We start from the raw sequence: 21,608 nt of genomic DNA on the forward strand, positions 1-21,608 counted from the left end.
TCTGGCGCACTGGTCGGTGCGCTAATGTGACCATCATAGTACTGCCTTGTTTTAGGGAGGTTCCGACCGTGCCAGCGCCCCATCTCCCCTCCGATGATCACTCGGGGGCTGCCCCTGGGCCCACGTTCCGTTCCTTGGGGGTGGCAGCCGAGATCGCCGAGGCTTTGGAGCAGGCGGGTATGCCCACGGCGTTTGCGATCCAGGAACTAACCCTGCCGATCGCGTTGCGGGGCGATGATCTGATCGGTCAGGCCCGCACGGGAATGGGTAAGACGTTGGGTTTCGGCGTGCCGTTGTTGGACCGGATTTTCGACGACGCCGGCATCACCGAACTCGATGGCAGCGTCCGCGGCCTCGTGGTGGTTCCCACCCGCGAGCTGTGCCTGCAGGTGGCGGAGGACCTCACGCTGGCTGCGGCGAACCTCGTGATTCCGTCAACGAAGCACCGGGTGACGGTCACTCCGATCTATGGCGGGGTGGGCTTCAACCAGCAGATTCGGGCATTGAGCCGGGGCACGGACGTGGTGGTGGGCACGCCGGGCCGCCTGCTAGATCTGCACCGCCGCGGTGAGCTGGAGCTGTCCGGGGTGGAGGTGCTGGTGCTGGACGAGGCCGATGAGATGCTGGACCAGGGATTCCTGGATGATATTCGGCAGATTATGTCGCTGACCAGCACGGACCGGCAGACGATGCTGTTTTCCGCGACGATGCCGGGGCCGATCCTGAGCTTGTCGCGGCAGTTCATGAAGCAGCCGGTGATGATTCAGGCGGATTCCACGGCCGCGGCGGATACGCACGAGCGGGTGACCCAGATCGCGTTCCAGTCCCACAAGTTGGACCGGATGTCTACGCTTTCCCGGATTCTGCAAAGCCCGGGCCGGGGCCGGACGATCGTATTTACCCCGACGAAGCGCCAGGCCGCGATGGTCGCAGAGGACCTGGCCGCGTGGGGCTTTAGGGTCGGCGCGGTTCATGGGGATATGCGCCAGGCGGACCGCGAGCAGTCTCTGCAGTTGTTCCGGGATGGTGCGGTGGACGTCATGGTGGCCACGGACGTGGCTGCCCGTGGCATCGACGTCACGGATGTCACCCATGTGGTCAACTACCAGGTCCCGGAGGACGAGCGGACGTATGTGCACCGGATTGGTCGCACGGCGCGCGCTGGCAAGGACGGCACCGCGATCACGCTGGTCGGTTGGGATGAAGTGCCCCGGTGGGACCACATCAGTGAGGCGTTGGGCTTGGGTTTGGAGAATCCCCCGCAGTGGTTCTCCCAGTCCCCTGAGCTGCTGGAGGTCCTGGGGCTGCCCACGGATGAGGAGCTGGGTGACCGGGTGGGACCGAATCGTCGGGTTGCTGGTTCTGCGGCGGCGACGGCACCGGCTCGGCGTTCCCGTGGCGGTCGCGGTGAGCGCGGCCAGAGGGCGGGCTCTCGCGGCCAGGGTGGTCGCGGCCGCGGTCACGAGACTCGCGGTCGCGCCCAGAGTGCGTATGGCCGCGGCCGTGGTGGTCGCCCGCGCGGCGGGAATGGTGGGGCACAGCACTAATGGCGCCCCACTCCCCTGCCCAGCCCGCCCCACCCACATCTCAGCAGCACCGCTGGCCCCGCCCGGAGCGGGCCTCTCGCAAGGATTTCCTCGCGGTGGGCGCGATCGCCTTGGTTCTCGTGGTGGTGCTGGCCGCCAGCTGGTGGGGTTCGGACGCCCGCCGGGTGGAGCGCACCCAGGTCTCCACTCTTTCCGCCCCGGCGGCGGCTGAGGCCGCGCCAACAAAGCTCCGGGAGCTGTGGCGGGGCTCCTCCCCACAGACGCTCGCCCCGATCCTGCTTGCCGGTGGTGTGCTCACCGCCGAGGACGATGTGCTGTCCATGCATGACCTCCGCTCTGGTGAGGTGGCGTGGACCTACGACCGGGGACTGCCGCTGTGCGATGTGACCTTCAGCAACGAGCGGATCGTCGCGGTTTATCGTGGACCGAAGGGCTGCGGGGACGTGGTGAGCCTGACCGCTGGTACCGGCGAGTACGCCCATACCCGCTCGGCCCTGGCGGAGGATTCCGCCACGGCGCTGCGTTCGAATGACTCCACGGGTATCGTCTCCCCGCACCGGGTGGAGCTGTGGCGCAGCGACCTGGTGCGCACCACGGAGGTGGGCCGCCAGGAAACCCCGGTGAAGAAGGAGGAGCAGCGCTACGCAGACTGCCCGTTTACCTCTGCCCTGACCCGCACCGAGCTGCTGGCGACGACCCAGCACTGCGAGGGTGAGGACAAGATGCTGCTGCGGTTACTCAAGACCAAGCCGGAGCGCTCGGACGTCCCGGAGGATCTCCACACCTTCTACGTGCCCAGGGATGGGCAGTTGGTGGCGATCGCGCAGCACCACGCGGCGGTGTACGCGCCGAAGGGCGCCCGCGGCGATGGGAAGCCACAGCTGATTGTGGCGAGCGATTCCGGCGAGGTCAGCCACCACCCGATGCCTGCCGCCCCGGTGCTTGCTAGCTCCGATCAGGACGGCCCGGTGCTGCCGGTCACGGCGGACCTGCCGCACAATATGACCTGGTGGACGGGCGACTCGGTGGTGGGTTTCCACCCGACACACCTGGCCCCGGAGTTCACGGTGCGCGGCGCGCTGGGCGCAGGTGCAAATATGGCTGACCGGCTGCTGGTTCCGGTCGAGGGTGGCATTCAGGTCTACGACACGGAGCACAAGAAGAAGGAGCGGACACTCTCGGTCCGCCGGGATGGCCTCGCCGCTGGTTCGCCAGTACACCTGCGGGTCAGCGGTGACGTCGTGGTGGAGCAGCGCGGTGACGAGCTCGTGGTGCTCGGCTCTTAGTCGCGGTAGTGGTCCATCGTCCACCAGTTGATGGCGGTCGGGTTGAACAGCAGTGCGAGCCCAAGGATCAGGACCAGCGTGGTGGGAACGGCCAGCTCGGGACGTCCGGAACGGAACATGTAATAAGCCACGGGAACGAGGCAGATCTGCAGCATGACCACCGGGCCGCGTCCCCAGGACCGTCCGCGGTAGAGGAAGTAGCCACAGACGGCGACGGCCCCGAAGATGAAGAAGAACCACAGGGCGGTGCCGTAGCCGCTGATTTTCGCGGTGGGGTCGTGGAAGCCTTGGGCTTCGCGGACGACGAGGAAGATGCCGAAGGCGATGCCGATGAGGCCCTGGATCAGGCCGTAGATGCCGGCGTATTGGATCACTGTGGGTGGCTTGGAGTAGTTCTTCGGGGAGCTCATGCCGATGAGTCTAGCCTTAGCGGGCTTGCTTCCCATTTCTGGCTGCTCCGCCTTCCTGGAAGCTTTAGTGAAGCGCCGGCGTGAAGCAGGCCGTCCCGCGCAGCCACAGCGTGCCAACCAGACAAACCGACCAGACGAATAAAGGGTCCCTACGTCACCTGAAGCCATTACCCAAATCGAAACAGTGTGAGCTTGGACACATTTTCTGGGTTAACTCTAGGCAACCTGGGAAATACATGCCATACTCCTTGATGTAACCGCGAAGGCGGTGGGGGAACAACAGCCTACTCACGTTTATGTTGTGACATTTCAGTCATGCCATAGCGCGGGTATCGCAGTGCCACTTTCCTGGCACCCATGTTCGTTCCACACCGCCCGACCTGCCCTTACCCGCGATTCTTCGCATCCCACTGCGTTGCGCCAAGGCGCCGCGAGGCCGTGCTCGCTCCTTCCCTGGAGCGCCATCGACGACACCATCGGCCCCGCGCACTGGCCACCCACAGGCAGCCGAAGCCAGCAACCATTGGGATGCCCCAAAGATTCGCAGTTAACCGCCCGTTAACCTTTCTGCCGGTTCCCTGCTGGCAGAAAACCCCGCCAGGCCACCCCCGTGGCGTGCCGGACCACTACGACCGCCCGATAGGCATGAAAGGACTTGATCATGGATTGGCGCCACAAGGCTGTATGCCGCCAGGAAGACCCCGAGCTGTTTTTCCCAGTCGGTAACTCCGGCCCGGCTCTCGCCCAGACCGCGAAGGCGAAGCTGGTGTGCAACCGTTGCCCAGTGACCACGGATTGCCTCGCGTGGGCAATCAGCTCCGGCCAGGACGCCGGTGTGTGGGGCGGCATGTCTGAGGACGAGCGTCGCGTGCTCAAGCGCCGCAACAACCGCGCTCGCACCCGCGCCCGCGCGAACGCTTAATAGTTCCCGCTGCCCCTGATTTCCGCTGCCCACTGCTGGGCGGATAGACTATAGCGGTTAAATAATTTCATTGCCCGATCGCTGCGCCGGCTACTCCCCTGGGAGCGCTGGTGCACATGCTTTAAGGAGAATTCATGAGCAAGCGTGGCCGTAAGCGCAAGGACCGTCGCAAGAACAAGGCGAACCACGGCAAGCGTCCAAACGCATAATGCCGATCACCCCGCGCTGGGGTGTCGCTGAACGGGTCCGGGAGGAAACTCCCGGGCCCGTTTTCTCATCCCCTATCCCGGGGATGCGCGGTAGACCACCCTCAGCTGGCTGGTGATGCGGCTACGCAGCTCCACTGGCGCGGCTTGGGTGCAGCGAACCCGTAGCAGTTGGCGGATTTCGCGTTCCACGCCGAGTTTCTCCACGCAGCTAGGACAGTTGTCGAGGTGTTCCTGCAACTGGGCTCGGAGGCTCTCATCACATCCGCCGTCCACATATTCGTAGAGGACGTCCACGAGGTCGCGGCATTCGATGTCGCGCCGAGGGGTTCCTGCATTCGGCTCAACGTTGTCACTCATTGTGCTTCTCGCCTATCCCTTCGCCTTGATTTCTTCTTCGACGCCGATGCCGTGCTCCGCGGCGACGTCCTTCAGTTTCTTGCGCAGCGCCTTCCTGCCCCGGTGGAGGCGGCTCATGACGGTGCCGATGGGGACGTCGAGAATCTCCGCGATCTCCTTATAGGCGAAGCCTTCGACGTCCGCGTAGTAGACCACCATGCGGTAGTCCTCGCTGATATCCATCAGTGCGTCGATGATGCGCTGGTCCGGGATTCGTTTGAGCGCCTCGATTTCCGCGGAGGCGAGGCCGTCCGGGGTATGGGACATCGCGTCGGCCTGTTGCCAGTCGGTCATGTCCTCCGCGGAGGATTCATAGGGTCGGCGCTGCTGTTTGCGGTACTCGTTGATGTAAGTGTTCGTGAGGATGCGGTATAGCCAGGCTTTGAGGTTGGTGCCGGGCTTGAAGGACCGGAAGGCTTGGAAGGCCTTGATGTACGCATCCTGCACGAGGTCCTGCGCATCGGCGGGGTTGCGAGTCATCCGCAACGCCGCACCGTACAGCTGGTCCAGCAGCGGTAGCGCGTCGCTTTCAAAGCGGGCGAGCAGCTCCTCGTCGGGCTCCTCGGTGCGCAGTGTGGCGGCGCGCTGGGGGGTGGGGGAACTCATGTTCTCCTCTCTGCTGGGTCAATTCTTGCAACGTGGTGTGGAACCATTCTATTCCCCGCGCAACGAGTGCTCCGCTGCGGTCCAACCCTTAACGGCCCCTTTAAGGTTGCCTAAGCCAGTGCTCCAGGGCCTGCACCCCTTCGTGTGACTAAGAACACCGCCCGAGCTGCACTTTTAGGGGCTTTGCTACACAATCCCGATTGTTTGCTCACCCTGAGGGGAGTATAATTTTTGCTGCACTCTAAGGGGATTTTGCACCGCAAGCGTTTCCACGCTGCGGATGCAGTTTTGGCCTTAGATAGACCCGACTGTGCGTTTCCACGCTTCGGATGCACCGAGACATCTCAGTTTTTAAGGAAGGACCGGGGAATGAACTCCTCTCAGAACAGGGTTCCGCGGCGTCACGCACGCACTGGCGTTGCTGCACTGTCCGCCATCACTCTCGCGCTGGGTTCGCTCAGCATCTTCTCTCACGGTGATCTCACGCCTGAGGCCACCGCTGCCACCCTCAGCGGTGGCATCCGCGACAAGTCCGGCGCGGTGGAGAAGGATGCCCAGCAGGCGTCCGACCTGCCGGCCGGGTCGTGTGTTGTTACAGCGACAAACAAACCGGATGGTAGCCAGGCTGGTTTCAGCTGGAACACCCTGGAGCCGAGTGAGACCAGCCCCGACAAGACCTTGTGGGGCTTAAGCGTCTCCTTTGATAACTCGAAGGACCGCACATTCGCCGATTGGTACTTCACCAATGGCGCGAACCTTGGCGACTACTTGAATACCGGCGAAGTGCCTTCCATGGAGGCTGGCCAGATCTTCCTTGACAAGAGCGTCACTGACAAGGCCGACGAAAGCATTGACATTACTGCTTTTCGCACACAACGAAACCTGAATCTCTACGCAGAACTGACCGATGAGAAAGTCAAGCAGTTCGCTTCGGCCACTGCCGACAATCCCGTGCGCTACGCCTGGCAGGGCAATTACAAGAAGGACAATCCTTCGGGTGTGCTGCAAGCCACACAAGGTTCCAGCTCGGAATTCAGCGCTACTGTAAACCCGTGGCCGAGCGAGAATATTGAATGTAACCCGATCACGGTGTCGTGGGAGAATCGGGAGAAGCTGGTCATTAGGCCCGGCGAGAAGCTCAAGGTCGGCAAGATCAACGTTCCCAAGGTGCAGAACGGCGGCACGGACGATTCCCTGTCCCGCATGGTCGTGGAGGCTTACGACGCGCAGGGCAACTTCATCGGCACGAGTGACACCGACGCTTCTGGTGGTGGCACGTCGAGCGTAAGCATTGACCAGGACACCGGCGAGATCTTCTACACCATGCCGGCGTACAAGGGTACGGACCTGAGCGACCAGCAGGGTATGCGTTTTAGCGTGCTTGCTAAGCCGCGTACCGTTGACCAGTTGCAGGCTGCTGCTCGCAACAACGCCTTTGGCGGCGGCGGGGTCTTCGACAGCTCCAACTCGCTGACCCGCTACAACCAGGCGAACGTTATTGCCAACCACCAGTGGAGCTTCGACGACACCCAATTCCACGACCCCAAGTATGACCCTGCCCAGCAGGCCATCATCTCCGGTGTAGAGGGCCCGAACGGACCTGTTATCACGGAGCGCCAGGTTATCAAGTTCCCGCAAGCCGGTGACAAGATCGCCAATCTGGTAAAAAAGCGTGAGGACGGTGGCGTTGAAGCCGAGGTCAAGCTGGATAAGCAGTTCGTATACTCAGGCTGGGACGCCAAACTGGATCGCGACACCTACGAGGTCACCGTCACTGCACCGAAGAACCCAAACCCGGGCACCTTTGCGCAGCCTCGCATCATTGTGACCTACTCTAACGGCTCCCGGGACGTCATTCCTCTGCTCGTTGTTGTGGACCCCAACAACACCCAGGTCACTACGCTGGTCAGCCCTGGAACCACCACGGGCATTCCGGGTCAAGGCATGGACGCTCAGCTGACTGTGGAACCCTCCTTTGAGGATCGCGACCCGGTCCAGCCAAAGTCCTATGAGGTGGTCGAGGGCACCGTTCCTGACGGTTGGAAGGTCACCGTGGATGAAAACGGCAAGGTTACCGCGACCTCGCCTGTGGGTGCACCGAACTTCTCCACGATCACACCCGAGATCAAGGCTATCTACCCTGATGGTACGACCGATACTGTCAAGACTACCTTCCAGGTTATCAACAGTGTGAAGGTGCCGGACTACGCCGCAGTCTCTGGCCAGGTTGGTGAAGAGGTATCGCTCCAGCCAGTCATGCCTCCGGTGGGTCAGGGCGGCAAGGAAACGGACGAAGAGCCGAACCGCTACACCTTCGAGGATGGCACCACCGAGTACAAGGCCGGTGAGTGGACTATCAAGATTGATGAGAACACCGGTGTCCTATCCACCACTATCCCGGATGATGTTTTCCCGGGTGCGCAGCTGACCGTGCCGGTGAAGGTGCATTATGCCACCGGCGCAAACCCGCAAATCACCACCGGCGCCATCAGTGTGATCGGTAACAAGTCGGGTGAGGATACCGCGCACTACCTGCCGAAGCTGACCAAGGCAGGGGACTCGGTTACTTCCGATTTCCAGAGCCTGCTGCCTGACCCGAAGCTAGCCAAGTTCAAGCTGCCTGATAGGAAGACCTGGCCGAAGGGCTGGGAGTTCAGTATCGACGAAAGCGGTACTGTTACAGCAACCCCGGATTCGAACATTCCGAACGGTGAGGCTGTCTCCATCCCAGTACATGTCATCTACCCGGATGGCTCCACGGCTGAGGTACCAGCAGACTTCACTGTTGTCGGTTCGTACTCGCGAATCAACCAACCAACCTACCCGACGGTAAACGGCAAGATCGGAACCACGGTGACAAGCCAGGTTGACCGCAAGAATCTGAGCGACGACTCGGAGCCACGCTTCTCCCTCGTGACCGACCCGAAGGACCCGGACTACATTGCGCCGCCGCGTAACCTCACCTGGGACCAGGTGAAGATCGATCCGGAAACCGGTGAGATCACCACGCCAATTGGTAAGAACGTTCTTCCGGGCTCGTCTGCGGATATTCCAGTTCGTGTGACCTACAAGGATGGGTCGAAGGACTTCACCATCGCTACTGTGGTGGCACAGGGCGCGCAGCGTCAGATTTATGAACCGAAATATGAGCAGAAGACCACCAAGCCAGGCGAGGGTGTCGCCTCCTCCATCACGGAAGATACGAAGATTCCTGAGCGTGATCTGGCTACAGAGCCGTCGAAGCGCTACTCCGTGCCGGAGACCGTCGACGGCTGGACTGTCACTATTGACGAGGCCGGTATCGTCACGGCTACACCGCCGAAGACGGCCAAGGCCGGCGACGGCATCCAGGTGCCTGTGACCGTGACCTACCTCGACGGTTCTCAGGACACTGTCTTGGCGCCGTTCAAAGTGAGGGAGTCGCAGAATGATGTATATGAGCCTTCCTACTCCGTTCAGGATGCGGCCCCGGGCGAAGAGGTGAAGCGAAACGTCAATCGGAATAACATTCCGGATGGTTCGACCTTCTCCTTCGGCATGGACGGCGACAAGCCGAAAACTGAAGACACCGTTGACGGATGGAAGTACAAGATCGATCCCGCCACCGGCGAAGTTTCAGTGACCCCGCCGGCAAACGCTAAGCCCGGCGATAGGCGCAAGTACCACGTCTCCGTCAATTACCCTGACGGCTCGATTGATGAGGTCCCTGTTGGCACCGTGGTCAAGCTGACCAACAAATGGGAGGCTAACCCGACGTATCCTGAGGAGACGGTGTACCCGGGCGGGTCCGCCAAGCTACCGCTGGATCTCGACAAGCCGGAGAACGTCAACGTCGCGAAGGAAAACCCATACAAGTTGGGCGATGTTCCTACCGGCTGGAACGTCAGCATTGACGACAATGGCCAGGTCACCGCAACCGCACCCGCGGATGCGAAGCCAGGTGCCCAGGTCAAGATCCCGGTTACCGTGACCTACGAGGACGGCTCTACCGATACCGCTTACGCTGTCGTAAACGTTGTTGACGTTCCAACCCGTGAAGCTCCGTTCAAGGTCGAGTACAAATACGACAACACCATCCCTGCTGGCGAGTACAAGGTAGAAACCAAGGGCGAGCCGGGCAAGGAGAAGATGAACAAGGACGGCAAGTGGGAGCGCGTCGTCGATCCAGCAACTGGCAAGCCGATGGATCCGGTCAACGAGGTCGTCATCATCGGTACCAAGCCTGCCGAGAGCGCCAAGGAAGTCACGTGGACGTTCCCGATCCCATACCCGACTGAGATCAAGGCTGACCCGACGCTCAAGCCGGGTGAGACCAAGGTCATCCAGGAAGGTGTAAACGGCGAGCGGACTTACACCGCCAAGTTCACCGCCAAGGGCGACGATGCCTGGGTGAGCGAGGAGAAGGTGGCCAAGGAACCGCAGACCCGCATCATCCACTATGGACCGGGTATCGAGGATCAGACGCTGACCAGCACGAAGACCCAAGAGGTCCCGTTCGAGATTGAGTACGTCTACGACGACACGCTCGCGGCTGGCGAGTCGGTCACCGAGGTTGTTGGCGAGCCGGGTGAACAGACCATCACTTCTACCCAGAAGATCAAGGACGGCAGGCCGGACGGCGAGCCGAGCATCAACATCGAGCAGACCAAGCCACCGAAGAATGCCAAGATCCGCATCGGCACCAAGACCACTGGTACCAACACTGAGACCGTTAAGTCTGAGGTTCCGTTCGGCGTGAAGATCGAGTTCGATCCGACACTGCCTGCCGGCGAGTCCAAGGTGACCACCAAGGGTGAGCCGGGCGAGAAGACTGTGACGATCACGCGCGACATCGTCAACTCCAAGCCGGGCGATCCGCAGATCTCTGAGGAGATCACCAAGCAGCCGGTCGATCAGGTCATCAAGGTCGGCACCAAGCCGTCCGAGGCGTCTTCAAAGGTCACCTGGACTGCCCAGGTTCCGTTCAATGTTGTGACCCGCCCGAACTCGGAGCTGAAGCCGGGTGAGATCAAGGTCTTCCAGAAGGGCGTGCCTGGTGAGAAGACCTACACTGCTGACTTCACCGCTGTGGGTAATAACGCCGAGGTAAAGGCGGAGGAGAGCCAGACCAAGGATCCGGTTGACGAGATCATCGAGTACGGTCCGACGCCTGAGGATCAGACGGTCACTGGTACTGAGAAGCGGGTCATCCCGTTCGAGACGACCATTATCACTGACCCCGACCTCCCGGCAGGTCAAACGGCGATCACCCCGGGTGAGAATGGTGAGGAGACCATCACCTCCACGCAGGAGTTTAAGGATGGCAAGCTCGTTGGCGAGCCGAAGATCACTTCGGAGCGCACCAAGGAGCCGAAGAACCAGATCATCCGCGTGGGCACCAAGACCGAGGCTGTTTCCACGGATGTCGAGTGGATTGAAAAGACCCCGTATGAGACCGAGATCCGCGTGAACCCGGCTCTGCAGCCAGGCGAGACCAAGGTTATCCAGGAGGGCACCCCTGGCGAGGTCAAGCACACCGTCAAGGTGACCGTTGATAACGGCGAGGTGAGCAAGCAGGAGTCTTCTAAGGAGATCAGCAAGCCTTCCCCGCGCATCATCGAGGTCGGCCCAGCTAAGGGCATTGAGACCGAGCTCACGGACAAGCACACCGAGGTGATTCCGTACGAGACCATCATCGAGTACGACCCGAACCTCGAAGCCGGCAAGATTGAAGAGGATCAGGCTGGCGTGCTCGGTGAGAAGGAAGTTTCCAAGACCTGGAAGCTCGTCGACGGCCAGCCGGTAGGCGAGCCAGAGACTTCCGAGACGGTGACGCAGGAAAAGCAGGATCGTAAGATCCGCGTGGGCACCAAGTGCGACTGCGAGAACCCGGGTGACAACCCAGGTGAGGATCCGGGCGACAACCCAGGCGAGGGCCCTGGCGACAACCCTGGCGGCGACAACCCAGGTGACAACCCTGGGGGCGACAACCCAGGCGGCCAGACCCCGGGCGACAACCCTGGCGGCCAGACCCCTCAGGATCCGAAGGACCCAGAGAACCCGAAGGATCCAAAGCCAAACGATCCTTCGGAGCCGGGCGACAAGCCAGGTGGTGGCACCCCGGGCGACAACAAGCCGGGTGAGCCAAGCAAGCCAGGCGACAAGAAGCCGTCCAAGCCGAACAAGCCGGGCGACGAGAAGCCAGGTAAGCCGTCCGAGCCGAACAAGCCGGGCGACAAGGAGCCAGGCGAGTCCGAGAAGCCGAGCGAGCAGCCAGCTGCTCCGGGTAACTCGGGTGGCAGCTCCGGTTCCTCCGGCTCCGCCGGTAGCTCCGGCAGCTCTGCCCAGCAGGGCAGCCAGCCAGAGCAGGCCGAGTCCAGCAGCCAGTCCGCACTGGCACGCACCGGCGCAAGCATCGCCATGCCAGCAGGGATCGCAGCACTGCTGATCCTCATCGGCACCGCGCTGATGACTCTGCGCAAGCGCCTGTACTAAACAGCGCACCCCGGGTCAGCGTTGAGGCCACCACACCTCAACACTGACCCGACATAGAAGCGGCGGGAGCCGCGGGGAACACCCCGCGGCTCCCGCCGCTTCCGCATTCCCACCCACACCCGCACTACCTAAGCAACCACACGGCACAACCCGACCCCAGCGACACGGACGCTCTCTGCCCCTGCACCAACCACTCCCCCTGTTCCCCGCCGCTAACTCCGGGCAGGCAAGCCCCGTCCTCACCCCACCCCTCAAACCCCACGCGTCGAGCTACCGGCCGATCAACTGCGGCCCATTATTAGCCACGTTGCCGACCGCCTTATCCGCCTTCTCGCTCACCAGGCCACCCAACCCGTGCTGAGGAGCTGCCTCAGCCATCGCGCGCAACGTCGCCTCGTCACCTTCGAGCCAGCGGCGCACCTCATCGGCCGCGCCGTCCCCGCGAGTCACGCCGCCATCGGCGCCACTCCCCTCGCCCGGCACCAGCACCCGCGGCATCCGGTGATGCAGCCACTCCAGCTCCGGGGTGGCCGCCGTGGTCACCATCGTCGCGTACACCACCCCATCCACCGCCTTGCACAACCCGGCGATGAAGATCGGTTCACCACCCGCGTGCGTGAACCACGGCTGCTTCCGCCGATCCCCCGGCGCGGGATCCTCGTCGGCGGGCCACTCGTACCAGCCGTCCATGATGAACACGCACGGCTCCGAGCTGGCGAAGGTTGGCTTATCGAAGGCGGTCTCCCCGCGCGCGTTGAAGACCGTCTTCGGCGGATAACCCCACACCGCCGGCCCGAGCGTCGGTACGCCACGGAACGGCCGCAGCACCGGCACCGTGTGGGTGGGCGCGATGTTGTAGTTCTCCCGCAGCCCCTCCCCGACCATCGCGACCCGCTGCTGCCCGGTCCGGCGCCGCACGGCGTCCACGAGCTGCTCGGGCGTACTGTAAAGGACATAACGGCCACACATGGGACCCATTATCCCCAAAAGATGAGAGACTAGAGCCATGTCGACTAGCACCCACCCCGCCTGGCCCGCCCCCACCGCATCTGGCCCCGTCACAGCGACGGTGCCCGTTCCCGGTTCCAAGTCCATCACCAACCGCGCGCTCGTCCTCGCAGCGCTCGCCGACGGGCCGGCCACCATCACCAACACCCTCATCAGCCGCGACACGAACCTCATGCTCGACGCGCTGCGCACCCTCGGGGTGGGTGTAGAGATCTTGAGCTCCGAGGGTGCGGCTGCCACCGTGCGCATCACCCCGCCCACCCAGTTCACCGGCGGGCACATCGACTGTGGCCTTGCGGGCACCGTCATGCGCTTCGTCCCGCCCATCGCGGCACTCGCCACCGCCCCCGTCAGCTTCGACGGCGACCCCCAGGCACGCCGCCGCCCCATGGACCAGACCCTGGACTCCATCCGCGGCCTCGGCGCCGGGATCGGCGAGGGCACGGACGCCACCGAGCCCAACGCGGAGACCAGCACCCTGCCCTTCACCGTCCTCCCCACCACGGGCGACGCTGCCCCAGCCGGCGGCCAGGTCCGCATCGACGCCTCCGGCTCCAGCCAGTTCGTCTCCGGGCTGCTGCTGGTCGGCGCCCGCTTCGCCGACGGCGTGCGCATCGTCCACACCGGCACCTCCGTGCCCAGCAAGCCCCACATCGACATGACAATCGACATGCTCGCCCAGGCGGGCGTCGTCGTCGAAACAGGGACGGAGGACACCACCGGCAACCCGACCTGGACGGTCCACCCCGGCCCCATCAAGGCCGTGGACTGGGTGATCGAACCGGACCTCTCCAACGCCACGCCCTTCCTCGCCGCGGGCACGCTGACCAAGGGCGCGGTGAGCATCCCGCACTGGCCTGCCACAACCACCCAACCAGGCGACCAGATCCGCCCCATCCTCGAAGCCATGGGAGCGACCGTCACCCTGGCAGACGGCACCCTGACCGCCAGCGCCACCAGCCCCCTGCAGGGGGTGGACTGGGACATGGGCGACATCGGTGAACTCACCCCCACCGTCGCAGCCCTGGCCGCCCTGGCCACCACCGAGACCCGACTGCGGGGTATCGCGCACCTGCGCGGACACGAAACCGACCGCCTCCACGCCCTCGCCGCGGAGATCAACGCGCTCGGTGGGAACGTCGCCGAAACCGAAGACGGCCTGCACATCACCCCCGTCCCCCTGGCCGGTGCCCGCTGGCGCTCCTACGCCGACCACCGGATGGCCACCGCCGGCGCCATCATCGGCCTGCTGGTCCCCGGCGTGGAAGTCGAGGACATCGCCACCACCGCCAAGACCATGCCCGGCTTCGAACACATGTGGGCCCAGATGCTGGACGGCACCGACACCACCGCTGCCAGCGGCACCGGGGAGGCTTAAGCGATGGCACGCTACCAGTGGGATGAGTCCGACGTCCGCGTGCGCCCCAACCGCCGGGGATCGCGGCCCCGCACCAAGCAACGCCCCAAGCACAAGGACGCCAAGTGGGGCATGGTGATCTCCCGCGACCGGGGGCGTTGGGGCGTGGTTCTCGACGAGACCGGCGTGGAAGTCACCTGCATGCTCGCCCGGGAGATGGGGCGCACCCCCATCGTCGTCGGCGACCGCGTCGGCGTGGTGGGCGATACCTCCGGGCGGAAGGACACGCTGGCCCGCATCGTCCGCCAGGCCGAGCGCGACACCGTGCTGCGCCGCACCGCGGACGACACCGACCCCTACGAGCGCATCGTCGTCGCGAATGCGAAGAACCTGCTGATCGTCACCGCCGTCGCCGACCCACCACCGCGGGCCGGGTTCGTGGAGCGCGCCCTGATCGCCGCCTTCGTCGGTGGCCTGCAGCCCGTGCTGTGCCTGACGAAGACCGACCTGGAAGACCCGGAGGCCTTCGCCGCCGAATTCCGGGAACTGGACGTGCCCGTGCACTACACCGGCACCAGCAACGAGCTGGCAGAGCTCACCGAGGTCATCACCGGCGAGGTCTCCGCCCTGATCGGCCACTCCGGTGTGGGTAAGTCCACGATGGTCAACCGGCTGGTTCCGGACGCCGACCGGGAAACCGGGGACGTCTCCGGGGTCGGCAAGGGCCGCCACACCTCCACCCAGTCCGTCGCCCTGCCCCTTCCCGGTGGCGGCTGGATCATCGACACCCCAGGCATCCGCAGCTTCGGGCTGGCCCACGTGGACCCGGACACCGTGGTGCAGGTCTTCGACGACCTCCGGGAGGTCGTGCAGGACTGCCCCCGCGGCTGCACGCACCTGGGCCCGCCAGCGGACCCGGAGTGCGCGCTCGACACCCTGGAGGGCGCCTCCGGGCGCCGGGCCGCCGCGGTGCGCCGCCTGCTGACCGCGCTGCGCAGCAACAACGAGTGGGAGCTCCCCTTCGAGACGGAATAGCCACATAGCCCAGGCCCAGGCAAGGCCATAGACACAAATAAGCCCGCGCGGGCCGCCGAATTGGCGGCGCACGCGGGCTGTGGCTTGCCGCGTAGCTTCAGTAGCTCCCGTACCTTTCAGTAGCCTCCCGCTACATCAGGTCGACGAGCACCCCCAGCTCCTTGCTGTCGTACCAGCTCATGAGGTTATCCTCGCAGTCCCCCAGCGCGAGTTCCGCGTCCTCATCCCCTAGGTCCGCATCATCGATGCACTCCTTGGCCCGCTTCGTGGCCGCTTCCGCGTCTTCGTCATCGGTGTGGATCGCGCGCAGCTGCGTCAGCTCCAGCTGAGCAGGGTCCACACGCAGCACGGAATCCCCGCCAGTCGGATCGGCGGTGAGGTTGGTGTCCGGAATATCCGCAGCCAAGACGACCCTGCGGTTCGGGAACTTCTCGTCGGCACCGGAGGCGTCCTCCGTCGCCAACAGCCGCAACGACGCACGCGCGGCATCCAGGAAAGCCGTGTACTCCAGCTCCTCGTCATCCCCGGAGGTGTAGAAATCACGCACCGCCTGGGTCAGCCCGAACACCACCCCGGAACGGATCGGAAGCACCTGGTCGCGGGCGAAATCCGCGAGCATCGAGTGGGTCGCTGGGATGAAAACGCGCATCCTAGAACTCACCCTCCAGCTCGAAGATATTCTGCACCTCGACGATCATCCGGTCGAACTGCTGGTAGTACACGCCGATCATGCCGGCCTCCACCGCGCCCTTGACGTTGATGATGGAATCATCCACCAGCACCAGGTCGTTCACGGGCAGCTCCAGGCGGTTCGCGACCTCCTGGAAGATCTTCTCGTCCGGCTTCTCGACGCCGACCTCGCCGGAAAGGACGACGGTGTCCACGTAGCCGTCCTTCTCCCACTGACGGATCGGGTCGGAGGAGGCGTCATCCGGCGCGTTGGAGACGATGGCCACGGCCAGCCCCTCCTCGCGGACAGCGCTCAGCAGCTTGCGCCAGCGGCGGCGGTCTTCTTCGGCTCCATCGAGCACACCATTATGGTCAACAACTAGTCCTCGCATGCCCTATATTCTGCCATTTTCCACTACCGGCGCGCAGCACTCGGCTACGCTGAGGCGCACAGGCTGCGCGCATCGGGGGATGCGCGGGAGGCAGCATGGGGACAAGGGGGAAAGATGACGAGCCCAACACTGACCAAACCGGGTAGCCGCGGGGCTGAAACCAGCGCGACACACAGGGCCGCGCGAGGTGACACCACTCGAGGTGAGCGGCATGGTGGCGGGGTACAGCTGGCCGGAGTAAAAACGCCTGGGAGGAAGCCGAAGAAGATCCCGCCGCTGGCGTCCACACCGAAGCCGGGCTATAACTTCCTGCGCATCCCCGCGGGGCTGCGGGCGGAGGGGCCAGCGGGCCGCTTCCTCAGCGCAGCTCCAGCGGCGGTGCCTGGGCCGACTGCGGCGAGAGGGTCGGCGGGAGCTGGGCCGGTAGAGGCAGGCACGAAGAAGAACCACCGGGAACCTGGAGCCCTCCCGGCAACCGTGCCGGTGGCGTCGTCCCCGGAGCAGGCACCGGCAGACAGCTCGAACAGCAGCCCGCAGGGCACTGTGGACCTAGCGACGCTGAGCCGCTGGATCGTCCTGTGGTTGGAGGCGAGGGAAGGCCGCCGCGCCCCGATGAGCCTGCGGCGCGGGCCCTACTCCCCGGCCGTGATCGAGGACCTCCGCCGCGCCACCAGCCTCGCCACGGGTGGTGCCCGGCTGCTGCGGGTGCACGCCCAGAAAACCCGCTTCGGGCAGATCCGCTTCTCCGCCTCCGCGTTCTACGACGGTCGCGTGCGCGCCATCGCGGGCTTCCTCGACGACGGCGAAGGCCGGCACGGTACCCGTTCCCCGCAACGTTCGCGGGGCGAGCTCCGTGCCGGCCTGTGGCGGGTGGAACACATCCACCTGATCTAGCTAGCCGCCGACGAGCTGGCCACCGACCAGCCGACCGCCGACCCGGGCGGCCAACCTAGCCGCTGCCTGACTAGCCGCCGATGGTGTGCTCCGGCTTGGCGTTCTCGTCGCCGTCGCTCTCTGCCGGGTCCTCCACCTGGAAGGCTCCCGCCTGGGCGAGCTGGGTGCGCACCAGGAAGAGCTGACGGATCGTCTCTTCGCGGATGCCCTCCTTCATGCGGTTGAACATGTCTCCACCCTCGCGCTGGTACTCCACCAGCGGGTCGCGCTGCGCCATCGCGCGCAGGCCGATGCCCTCCTTGAGGTAGTCCATCTCGTAGAGGTGCTCGCGCCACTTCTGGTCCACGACGTTCAGCAGCACGCCGCGCTCCATGCCGCGCATCTGCTCCTCGCCGCCCATCTCGATGACCGCGTCCTCCAGCTTGTCGTACTGCGCGTTCGCGTCCGCCAGAACGGCCTCCAGCAGCTGGGAGGAGCTCAGCTCGCCCGGCTTGCCGTACTCGCTGCCGGAGATCAGGGACTCGTAGCTCATCGTCGGGCCGTATAGCGACTGCAGTGCCTGCCACAGCTCGTCCAGGTCCCAGTCCTCCACGTAGCCCTCGGCGGTCGCCGCGGTGACGTACGCGGTGATCGTGTCCTCCAGCATCCCGCGGATCTGACGCTGCACGTCCTCGCCCTCGAGGATCTGGCGGCGCTCGGCGTAGATCACCTTGCGCTGCTCGTTCATGACCTCGTCGTACTTCAGGACGTTCTTACGCATCTCAAGGTTCGCGGCCTCCACCTGGGACTGCGCACCCTTGATGGCGTTGGTGACCATCTTCGAGTCGATCGCCTCGTGATCCGGGATATTCAGGCGAGTCATCATCGCCTCCATCGACTGGCCCACGAAACGGGTGATCAGGTCGTCGCGCATGGAGAGGTAGAAACGGGTCTCGCCCGGGTCACCCTGACGCGCGGAACGGCCACGCAGCTGGTTATCGATGCGGCGGGACTCGTGGCGCTCCGTGCCCAGCACGTAGAGGCCACCGGCCTCGCGGACCTCCTCAGCCTGCTTCTTGGACCTCTCGCGGGCCTTGATGATCTCCTCATCCCAGGCCTCCTGGTAGGCCTCCGGGTCCTCCACCGGGTCGAAACCGCGCTCACGCAGATCCTGGTCGGCAATGATGTCCGGGTTACCGCCCAGCACGATGTCCGTACCGCGGCCGGCCATGTTCGTCGCGACGGTCACCGCACCCGGCAGACCAGCGCGGGCGACGATCTCCGCCTCCTGCTCGTGGTACTTCGCGTTCAGCACGTTGTGCTTAATGCCGCGTCGCTGCAGCAGCTTCGACAGGTACTCGGAACGCTCCACGGAGGTGGTACCGACCAGCACCGGCTGGCCCTTCTCCACGCGCTCGGCGATGTCCTCGGCAGCTGCCTCAAACTTCGCCTCCTGCGTCTTGTAGATCAGGTCCACGTTGTCGACGCGCTGGTTCTCGCGGTTCGTCGGGATCGGGGCCACATCCAGCTTGTAGGTCTGCTTCAGCTCCGCAGCCTCGGTCTCCGCGGTACCGGTCATGCCGGACAGCTTGTCGTAGAGGCGGAAGTAGTTCTGCAGGGTGATCGTCGCGAGAGTCTGGTTCTCGTTCTTGATCTCCACGTTCTCCTTGGCCTCGATGGCCTGGTGGATGCCCTCGTTGTAGCGGCGCCCGTCCAGGATGCGGCCGGTGAACTCGTCGACGATCATGACCTCGCCGTCGCGGACGATGTAGTCCTTATCCCGGATGAACAGCTCCTTGGCCTTGATGGCGTTGTTCAGGTAGCTGACCAGCTGGGAGTGCTCCGGGGCGTAGAGGTTATCGATGCCGAGCTGATTTTCGACGAACTCGACGCCCTCCTCCTTCACGCCGATGGTCTTCTTCCGCTCGTCGACCTCGTAGTGGATGTCGCGGGTCAGGCGCGGCGCGATGCGCGCGAACGCGGTGAACCACTGGGAGGAGCCCTCCACCGGACCGGAAATGATCAGTGGGGTGCGGGCCTCGTCGATAAGAATGGAGTCGATCTCGTCGACGATGGCGTAGTGGTGGCCACGCTGCACCAGGTCGTCGAGGGAGTGCGCCATGTTGTCGCGCAGGTAGTCGAAGCCGAACTCGTTGTTCGTGCCGTAGGTGATGTCCGCGTTATAAGCCTCGCGACGCTCCGCCGGACGCTTCTCGGAGAGGATCACGTTGGTGCTCAGCCCAAGGAAGTGGTGGACGCGGCCCATCCACTCGGAGTCACGCTTTGCCAGGTAGTCGTTCACGGTGACGACGTGGACGCCCTTGCCCTCGAGGGCGTTGAGGTAAGCGGGAAGCACACAGGTCAGGGTCTTACCCTCACCGGTCTTCATCTCCGCCACGTAGCCGAAGTGCAGCGCGGCACCGCCCATGACCTGCACCTTGTAGTGCTTCTGGCCGAGCACGCGCCAGGAGGCCTCACGGGCGGTGGCGAAGGCCTCGAGCAGGATGTCGTCGAGCTTCTCGCCGTCCTCGAGGCGCTTCTTGAACTCATCCGTCTTCGCCCGGAGATCCTCGTCGCTGAGTGCCGAGTACTCGTCCTCTAGCTCGAGAACCTGATCGGCAATTTTGTCGAGCCGCTTGACGGCACGACCCTCGCCCCAGCGCAAAATCTTGGATAGTCCTAGCACGACCTGCTCGTCCTTTTCTACGTTTTCTACGTCTCGTACGTTCGTTGTTTAGCTTCGACGCATGATCAGCCCATCATTCTACTCTGTTCGATGGGGCTGACGGCAACACATAAAAACTCGGGGCGGCCACACGGCTCTAGGCTTCGTGGCCACCCCGAGTTCAGGAGTTATCCGCTAGTTGTTTTCCGGCTTCAGCGTGATGAGGCCGTAGTCGAAAGCGTGGCGGCGGTACACCACGGAAGGCTGCGAGTTCTCCTCGTTAACGAAGAGGTAGAAGTCGTGGCCCACCAGCTCCATCTCGCTGAGCGCCTCGTCGACGCTCATCGGCTTAGCGGAGTGAGTCTTGGAACGGACGACCTGACCCGGCTGGAACTGATCCTCGTACGGGTCGACGTCGTACTTGCCCGGCTTCTCCTCCTGGTGCGGTTTTGCCTCCTCGACCAGGGCTGCGGTTGCCTCGCCCATGCCGACCGGCGCGCGGTGGCCGGACTTCGGGGTCTTGCGGCGTACCTTCACCTTGCGCAGGGAGCGCTCCATGCGGGCCAGTGCGACCTCGAGCGCGGCGTAGAAGGAGTCCTCCTTCGCCTCGGCGCGGGCGATGTGCCCCTTGCCGGACGCGGTGATCTGGATGCGATCGGACTCATCAGCGCGGCGTGGGTTGTTCTCGTGCTTGAGCTCCACGTGGAAGTACGTCAGGGTCGGGTCCAGGCGCTCGATCTTGGCCAACTTCGTGTTGACGCGCTCCGCGAAGTGCTCTGGCACCGTGACATTGCGACCGGTGATCTCAACCTGAGCGTTCGGCACAGCCTGCTCCTCAGCCTGGAAATCAGCCTTCTTGTTGTCGGTCGACATGCTCACCCTCCTGGTTCTTTCGCTTCAGACCAGCGACGGAATTACCGCTGGCTGGTAACGAATGCTTCACCCGCAACTATACCGATCCGCCACCCCGGCTGCAGCGTACTCTCAAACCCCTGGTGGAGCTTTTTCGCTATGCGTGGCAGACCGTCAGCGCCGCCCGGACGCGCACGCCTCGGGCCGCCAGCGCCAGTGCCAACTGGGCGATCGTCGCCCCGGTCGTGCAGACGTCATCCAGGATCAGTACCTCCCCTCCCGCACGGTTGAATTCCGCCAGTTTTCGGACGTCACCTCGGTGCAGCCGCAGGTTCTCCGCCAGGGAGGCCCGCCGCTGCAGCCTGCTCAACCCCACCGCGTCCGGGGCGCGGTCGTCCAGCTCGGCGATGGCCGCCACCTGCGCCCCAGGCAGTGTGCGCGCCAACTCCCGGGCGGCCGCCGTGACGATATCCCCGCCCCGGGCCTTCGCCGCCGCCCGGCGCGTGGGCGCTGGGACGAGCGCGACCGGGCACATCCTGGGGTGCGGGAGTTCTCCCCCGGCCGCGAGGTACTCCACCGCCCCGGCCCACACCCGGCCAATGACCTTCGCGGCGGGTGCCCGCATGTGGTCCTTGGCCGCGAGCACGATCGCCCGATGTGCACCGCCGTAGGGCCCGCAGGCGAACACCGGAACGCTCGGCACCTGCGGGTCGATCCGCTGCGGAGCCACCGTGAGTTCGAGGGCGCAGTCGGCACACAGCGCCGCCCCGGCCAAGCCACCTGCCCGGCTGGCCCGTTCCGCGACCCGGCCGCAGCACATGCAGTCGTTACGCAGCAGTAGATCCGCCGCGGTCTCGATCCAGCCCCCAGCTGACACGTAGAGCCCCCTTGTCCCCGTACTCCCCTT

The 21,608-nt window shown here is 64.3% G+C and carries 17 protein-coding genes; 8 read left to right on the plus strand and 9 right to left on the minus strand.

Annotation, left to right across the window (positions count from 1 at the left end):
• The first annotated feature begins 68 nt into the window (after positions 1 to 68).
• Together QP140_RS02820 and QP140_RS02825 are read left to right on the plus strand one after the other, a co-directional pair.
• Positions 69 to 1,547, plus strand: coding sequence for a DEAD/DEAH box helicase (locus QP140_RS02820; protein WP_284758014.1), 1,479 nt, complete (start codon positions 69 to 71; stop codon positions 1,545 to 1,547).
• Positions 1,547 to 2,833 carry an Rv3212 family protein gene (locus tag QP140_RS02825; protein WP_284758016.1) on the plus strand — a complete coding sequence of 429 codons (1,287 nt, stop codon included), beginning with the start codon at positions 1,547 to 1,549 and terminating at the stop codon, positions 2,831 to 2,833. The genes QP140_RS02820 and QP140_RS02825 overlap by 1 nt, the downstream gene beginning before the upstream one ends.
• On the opposite strand, the gene QP140_RS02830 is transcribed toward QP140_RS02825, so the two are convergent.
• Positions 2,830 to 3,243: a hypothetical protein gene (locus QP140_RS02830; protein ID WP_070758715.1), complete on the minus strand. Its 414-nt coding sequence runs from the start codon at positions 3,241 to 3,243 to the stop codon at positions 2,830 to 2,832. The genes QP140_RS02825 and QP140_RS02830 overlap by 4 nt on opposite strands.
• Positions 3,244 to 3,904: 661 nt before the next feature.
• Here QP140_RS02830 and QP140_RS02835 point away from each other — a divergent pair.
• Both QP140_RS02835 and QP140_RS10400 read left to right on the plus strand, forming a co-directional pair.
• The gene (locus QP140_RS02835; protein ID WP_148812280.1) at positions 3,905 to 4,165 is read left to right on the plus strand and encodes a WhiB family transcriptional regulator; all 261 of its coding nucleotides are present in this window, start codon (positions 3,905 to 3,907) and stop codon (positions 4,163 to 4,165) included.
• A gap of 134 nt (positions 4,166 to 4,299) precedes the next feature.
• Positions 4,300 to 4,374: a 50S ribosomal protein bL37 gene (locus tag QP140_RS10400; protein ID WP_012359748.1), complete on the plus strand. Its 75-nt coding sequence runs from the start codon at positions 4,300 to 4,302 to the stop codon at positions 4,372 to 4,374.
• Positions 4,375 to 4,446: 72 nt separating this feature from the next.
• Here the strand turns inward: QP140_RS10400 and rsrA are convergent, their stop codons facing one another.
• Positions 4,447 to 4,731 carry a mycothiol system anti-sigma-R factor gene (gene rsrA, locus QP140_RS02840; protein ID WP_284758018.1) on the minus strand — a complete coding sequence of 95 codons (285 nt, stop codon included), beginning with the start codon at positions 4,729 to 4,731 and terminating at the stop codon, positions 4,447 to 4,449.
• Positions 4,732 to 4,743: 12 nt separating this feature from the next.
• Positions 4,744 to 5,376, minus strand: a complete 633-nt coding sequence (locus QP140_RS02845; protein ID WP_070761648.1) for a sigma-70 family RNA polymerase sigma factor — start codon at positions 5,374 to 5,376, stop codon at positions 4,744 to 4,746.
• Between the two features lie 369 nt (positions 5,377 to 5,745).
• Between QP140_RS02845 and QP140_RS02850 the strand changes: the two genes are divergently transcribed.
• Positions 5,746 to 11,850, plus strand: coding sequence for a G5 domain-containing protein (locus tag QP140_RS02850; RefSeq protein WP_284758019.1), 6,105 nt, complete (start codon positions 5,746 to 5,748; stop codon positions 11,848 to 11,850).
• Between the two features lie 270 nt (positions 11,851 to 12,120).
• Here the strand turns inward: QP140_RS02850 and QP140_RS02855 are convergent, their stop codons facing one another.
• Positions 12,121 to 12,819: an SOS response-associated peptidase gene (locus QP140_RS02855; protein WP_284758020.1), complete on the minus strand. Its 699-nt coding sequence runs from the start codon at positions 12,817 to 12,819 to the stop codon at positions 12,121 to 12,123.
• Between the two features lie 37 nt (positions 12,820 to 12,856).
• Here QP140_RS02855 and aroA point away from each other — a divergent pair, with 37 nt between their 5' ends.
• Positions 12,857 to 14,236 (plus strand): 3-phosphoshikimate 1-carboxyvinyltransferase, encoded by a 1,380-nt coding sequence (aroA, locus tag QP140_RS02860; RefSeq protein ID WP_284758022.1) that lies wholly within the window; start codon positions 12,857 to 12,859, stop codon positions 14,234 to 14,236.
• A 3-nt stretch (positions 14,237 to 14,239) separates the two neighbouring features.
• Entirely contained in the window at positions 14,240 to 15,250 is a 1,011-nt protein-coding gene (gene rsgA, locus QP140_RS02865) for a ribosome small subunit-dependent GTPase A (protein ID WP_070761475.1), read from the plus strand.
• A gap of 130 nt (positions 15,251 to 15,380) precedes the next feature.
• Here rsgA and QP140_RS02870 read toward each other — a convergent pair whose 3' ends face one another.
• Together QP140_RS02870 and QP140_RS02875 are read right to left on the minus strand one after the other, a co-directional pair.
• The gene (locus QP140_RS02870; RefSeq protein WP_284758024.1) at positions 15,381 to 15,899 is read right to left on the minus strand and encodes a DUF6912 family protein; all 519 of its coding nucleotides are present in this window, start codon (positions 15,897 to 15,899) and stop codon (positions 15,381 to 15,383) included.
• A gap of 1 nt (position 15,900) precedes the next feature.
• Positions 15,901 to 16,311, minus strand: coding sequence for an HAD family hydrolase (locus QP140_RS02875; protein WP_070761479.1), 411 nt, complete (start codon positions 16,309 to 16,311; stop codon positions 15,901 to 15,903).
• 114 nt (positions 16,312 to 16,425) lie between these two features.
• On the opposite strand from QP140_RS02875, the gene QP140_RS02880 reads away from it, so the two are divergent.
• Complete coding sequence (locus QP140_RS02880; protein WP_284758026.1) at positions 16,426 to 17,205, plus strand: hypothetical protein; 780 nt, start codon at positions 16,426 to 16,428, stop codon at positions 17,203 to 17,205.
• 70 nt (positions 17,206 to 17,275) lie between these two features.
• Here the strand turns inward: QP140_RS02880 and secA are convergent, their stop codons facing one another.
• From secA to QP140_RS02895, 3 genes are all read right to left on the minus strand, one after another.
• On the minus strand, positions 17,276 to 19,870 hold the full coding sequence (secA, locus tag QP140_RS02885) for a preprotein translocase subunit SecA (protein ID WP_284758027.1): 2,595 nt from the start codon (positions 19,868 to 19,870) through the stop codon (positions 17,276 to 17,278).
• A gap of 174 nt (positions 19,871 to 20,044) precedes the next feature.
• The gene (gene hpf / locus QP140_RS02890; RefSeq protein ID WP_012359737.1) at positions 20,045 to 20,722 is read right to left on the minus strand and encodes a ribosome hibernation-promoting factor, HPF/YfiA family; all 678 of its coding nucleotides are present in this window, start codon (positions 20,720 to 20,722) and stop codon (positions 20,045 to 20,047) included.
• 136 nt (positions 20,723 to 20,858) lie between these two features.
• A complete protein-coding gene (locus QP140_RS02895) occupies positions 20,859 to 21,578 on the minus strand; it encodes a ComF family protein (RefSeq protein WP_284758028.1) in 720 nt (239 codons plus the stop codon).
• Between the last annotated feature and the right edge of the window lie 30 nt (positions 21,579 to 21,608).

It is taken from the genome of Corynebacterium sp. UMB9976 (assembly GCF_030212265.1).
Taxonomy (GTDB): Bacteria; Actinomycetota; Actinomycetes; order Mycobacteriales; family Mycobacteriaceae; genus Corynebacterium.

Excerpts from the sequence above, each read along its gene's own strand:
- QP140_RS02825 (WP_284758016.1), top strand. The coding sequence starts at position 1,547 with ATGGCGCCCCACTCCCCTGCCCAGCCCGCCCCACCCACATCTCAGCAG.
- QP140_RS02830 (WP_070758715.1), bottom strand. The coding sequence starts at position 3,243 with ATGAGCTCCCCGAAGAACTACTCCAAGCCACCCACAGTGATCCAATAC.
- QP140_RS02835 (WP_148812280.1), top strand. The coding sequence starts at position 3,905 with ATGGATTGGCGCCACAAGGCTGTATGCCGCCAGGAAGACCCCGAGCTG.
- rsrA (WP_284758018.1), bottom strand. The coding sequence starts at position 4,731 with ATGAGTGACAACGTTGAGCCGAATGCAGGAACCCCTCGGCGCGACATC.
- QP140_RS02845 (WP_070761648.1), bottom strand. The coding sequence starts at position 5,376 with ATGAGTTCCCCCACCCCCCAGCGCGCCGCCACACTGCGCACCGAGGAG.
- QP140_RS02850 (WP_284758019.1), top strand. The coding sequence starts at position 5,746 with ATGAACTCCTCTCAGAACAGGGTTCCGCGGCGTCACGCACGCACTGGC.
- QP140_RS02855 (WP_284758020.1), bottom strand. The coding sequence starts at position 12,819 with ATGTGTGGCCGTTATGTCCTTTACAGTACGCCCGAGCAGCTCGTGGAC.
- aroA (WP_284758022.1), top strand. The coding sequence starts at position 12,857 with ATGTCGACTAGCACCCACCCCGCCTGGCCCGCCCCCACCGCATCTGGC.
- rsgA (WP_070761475.1), top strand. The coding sequence starts at position 14,240 with ATGGCACGCTACCAGTGGGATGAGTCCGACGTCCGCGTGCGCCCCAAC.
- QP140_RS02870 (WP_284758024.1), bottom strand. The coding sequence starts at position 15,899 with ATGCGCGTTTTCATCCCAGCGACCCACTCGATGCTCGCGGATTTCGCC.
- QP140_RS02875 (WP_070761479.1), bottom strand. The coding sequence starts at position 16,311 with ATGCGAGGACTAGTTGTTGACCATAATGGTGTGCTCGATGGAGCCGAA.
- QP140_RS02880 (WP_284758026.1), top strand. The coding sequence starts at position 16,426 with ATGACGAGCCCAACACTGACCAAACCGGGTAGCCGCGGGGCTGAAACC.
- hpf (WP_012359737.1), bottom strand. The coding sequence starts at position 20,722 with ATGTCGACCGACAACAAGAAGGCTGATTTCCAGGCTGAGGAGCAGGCT.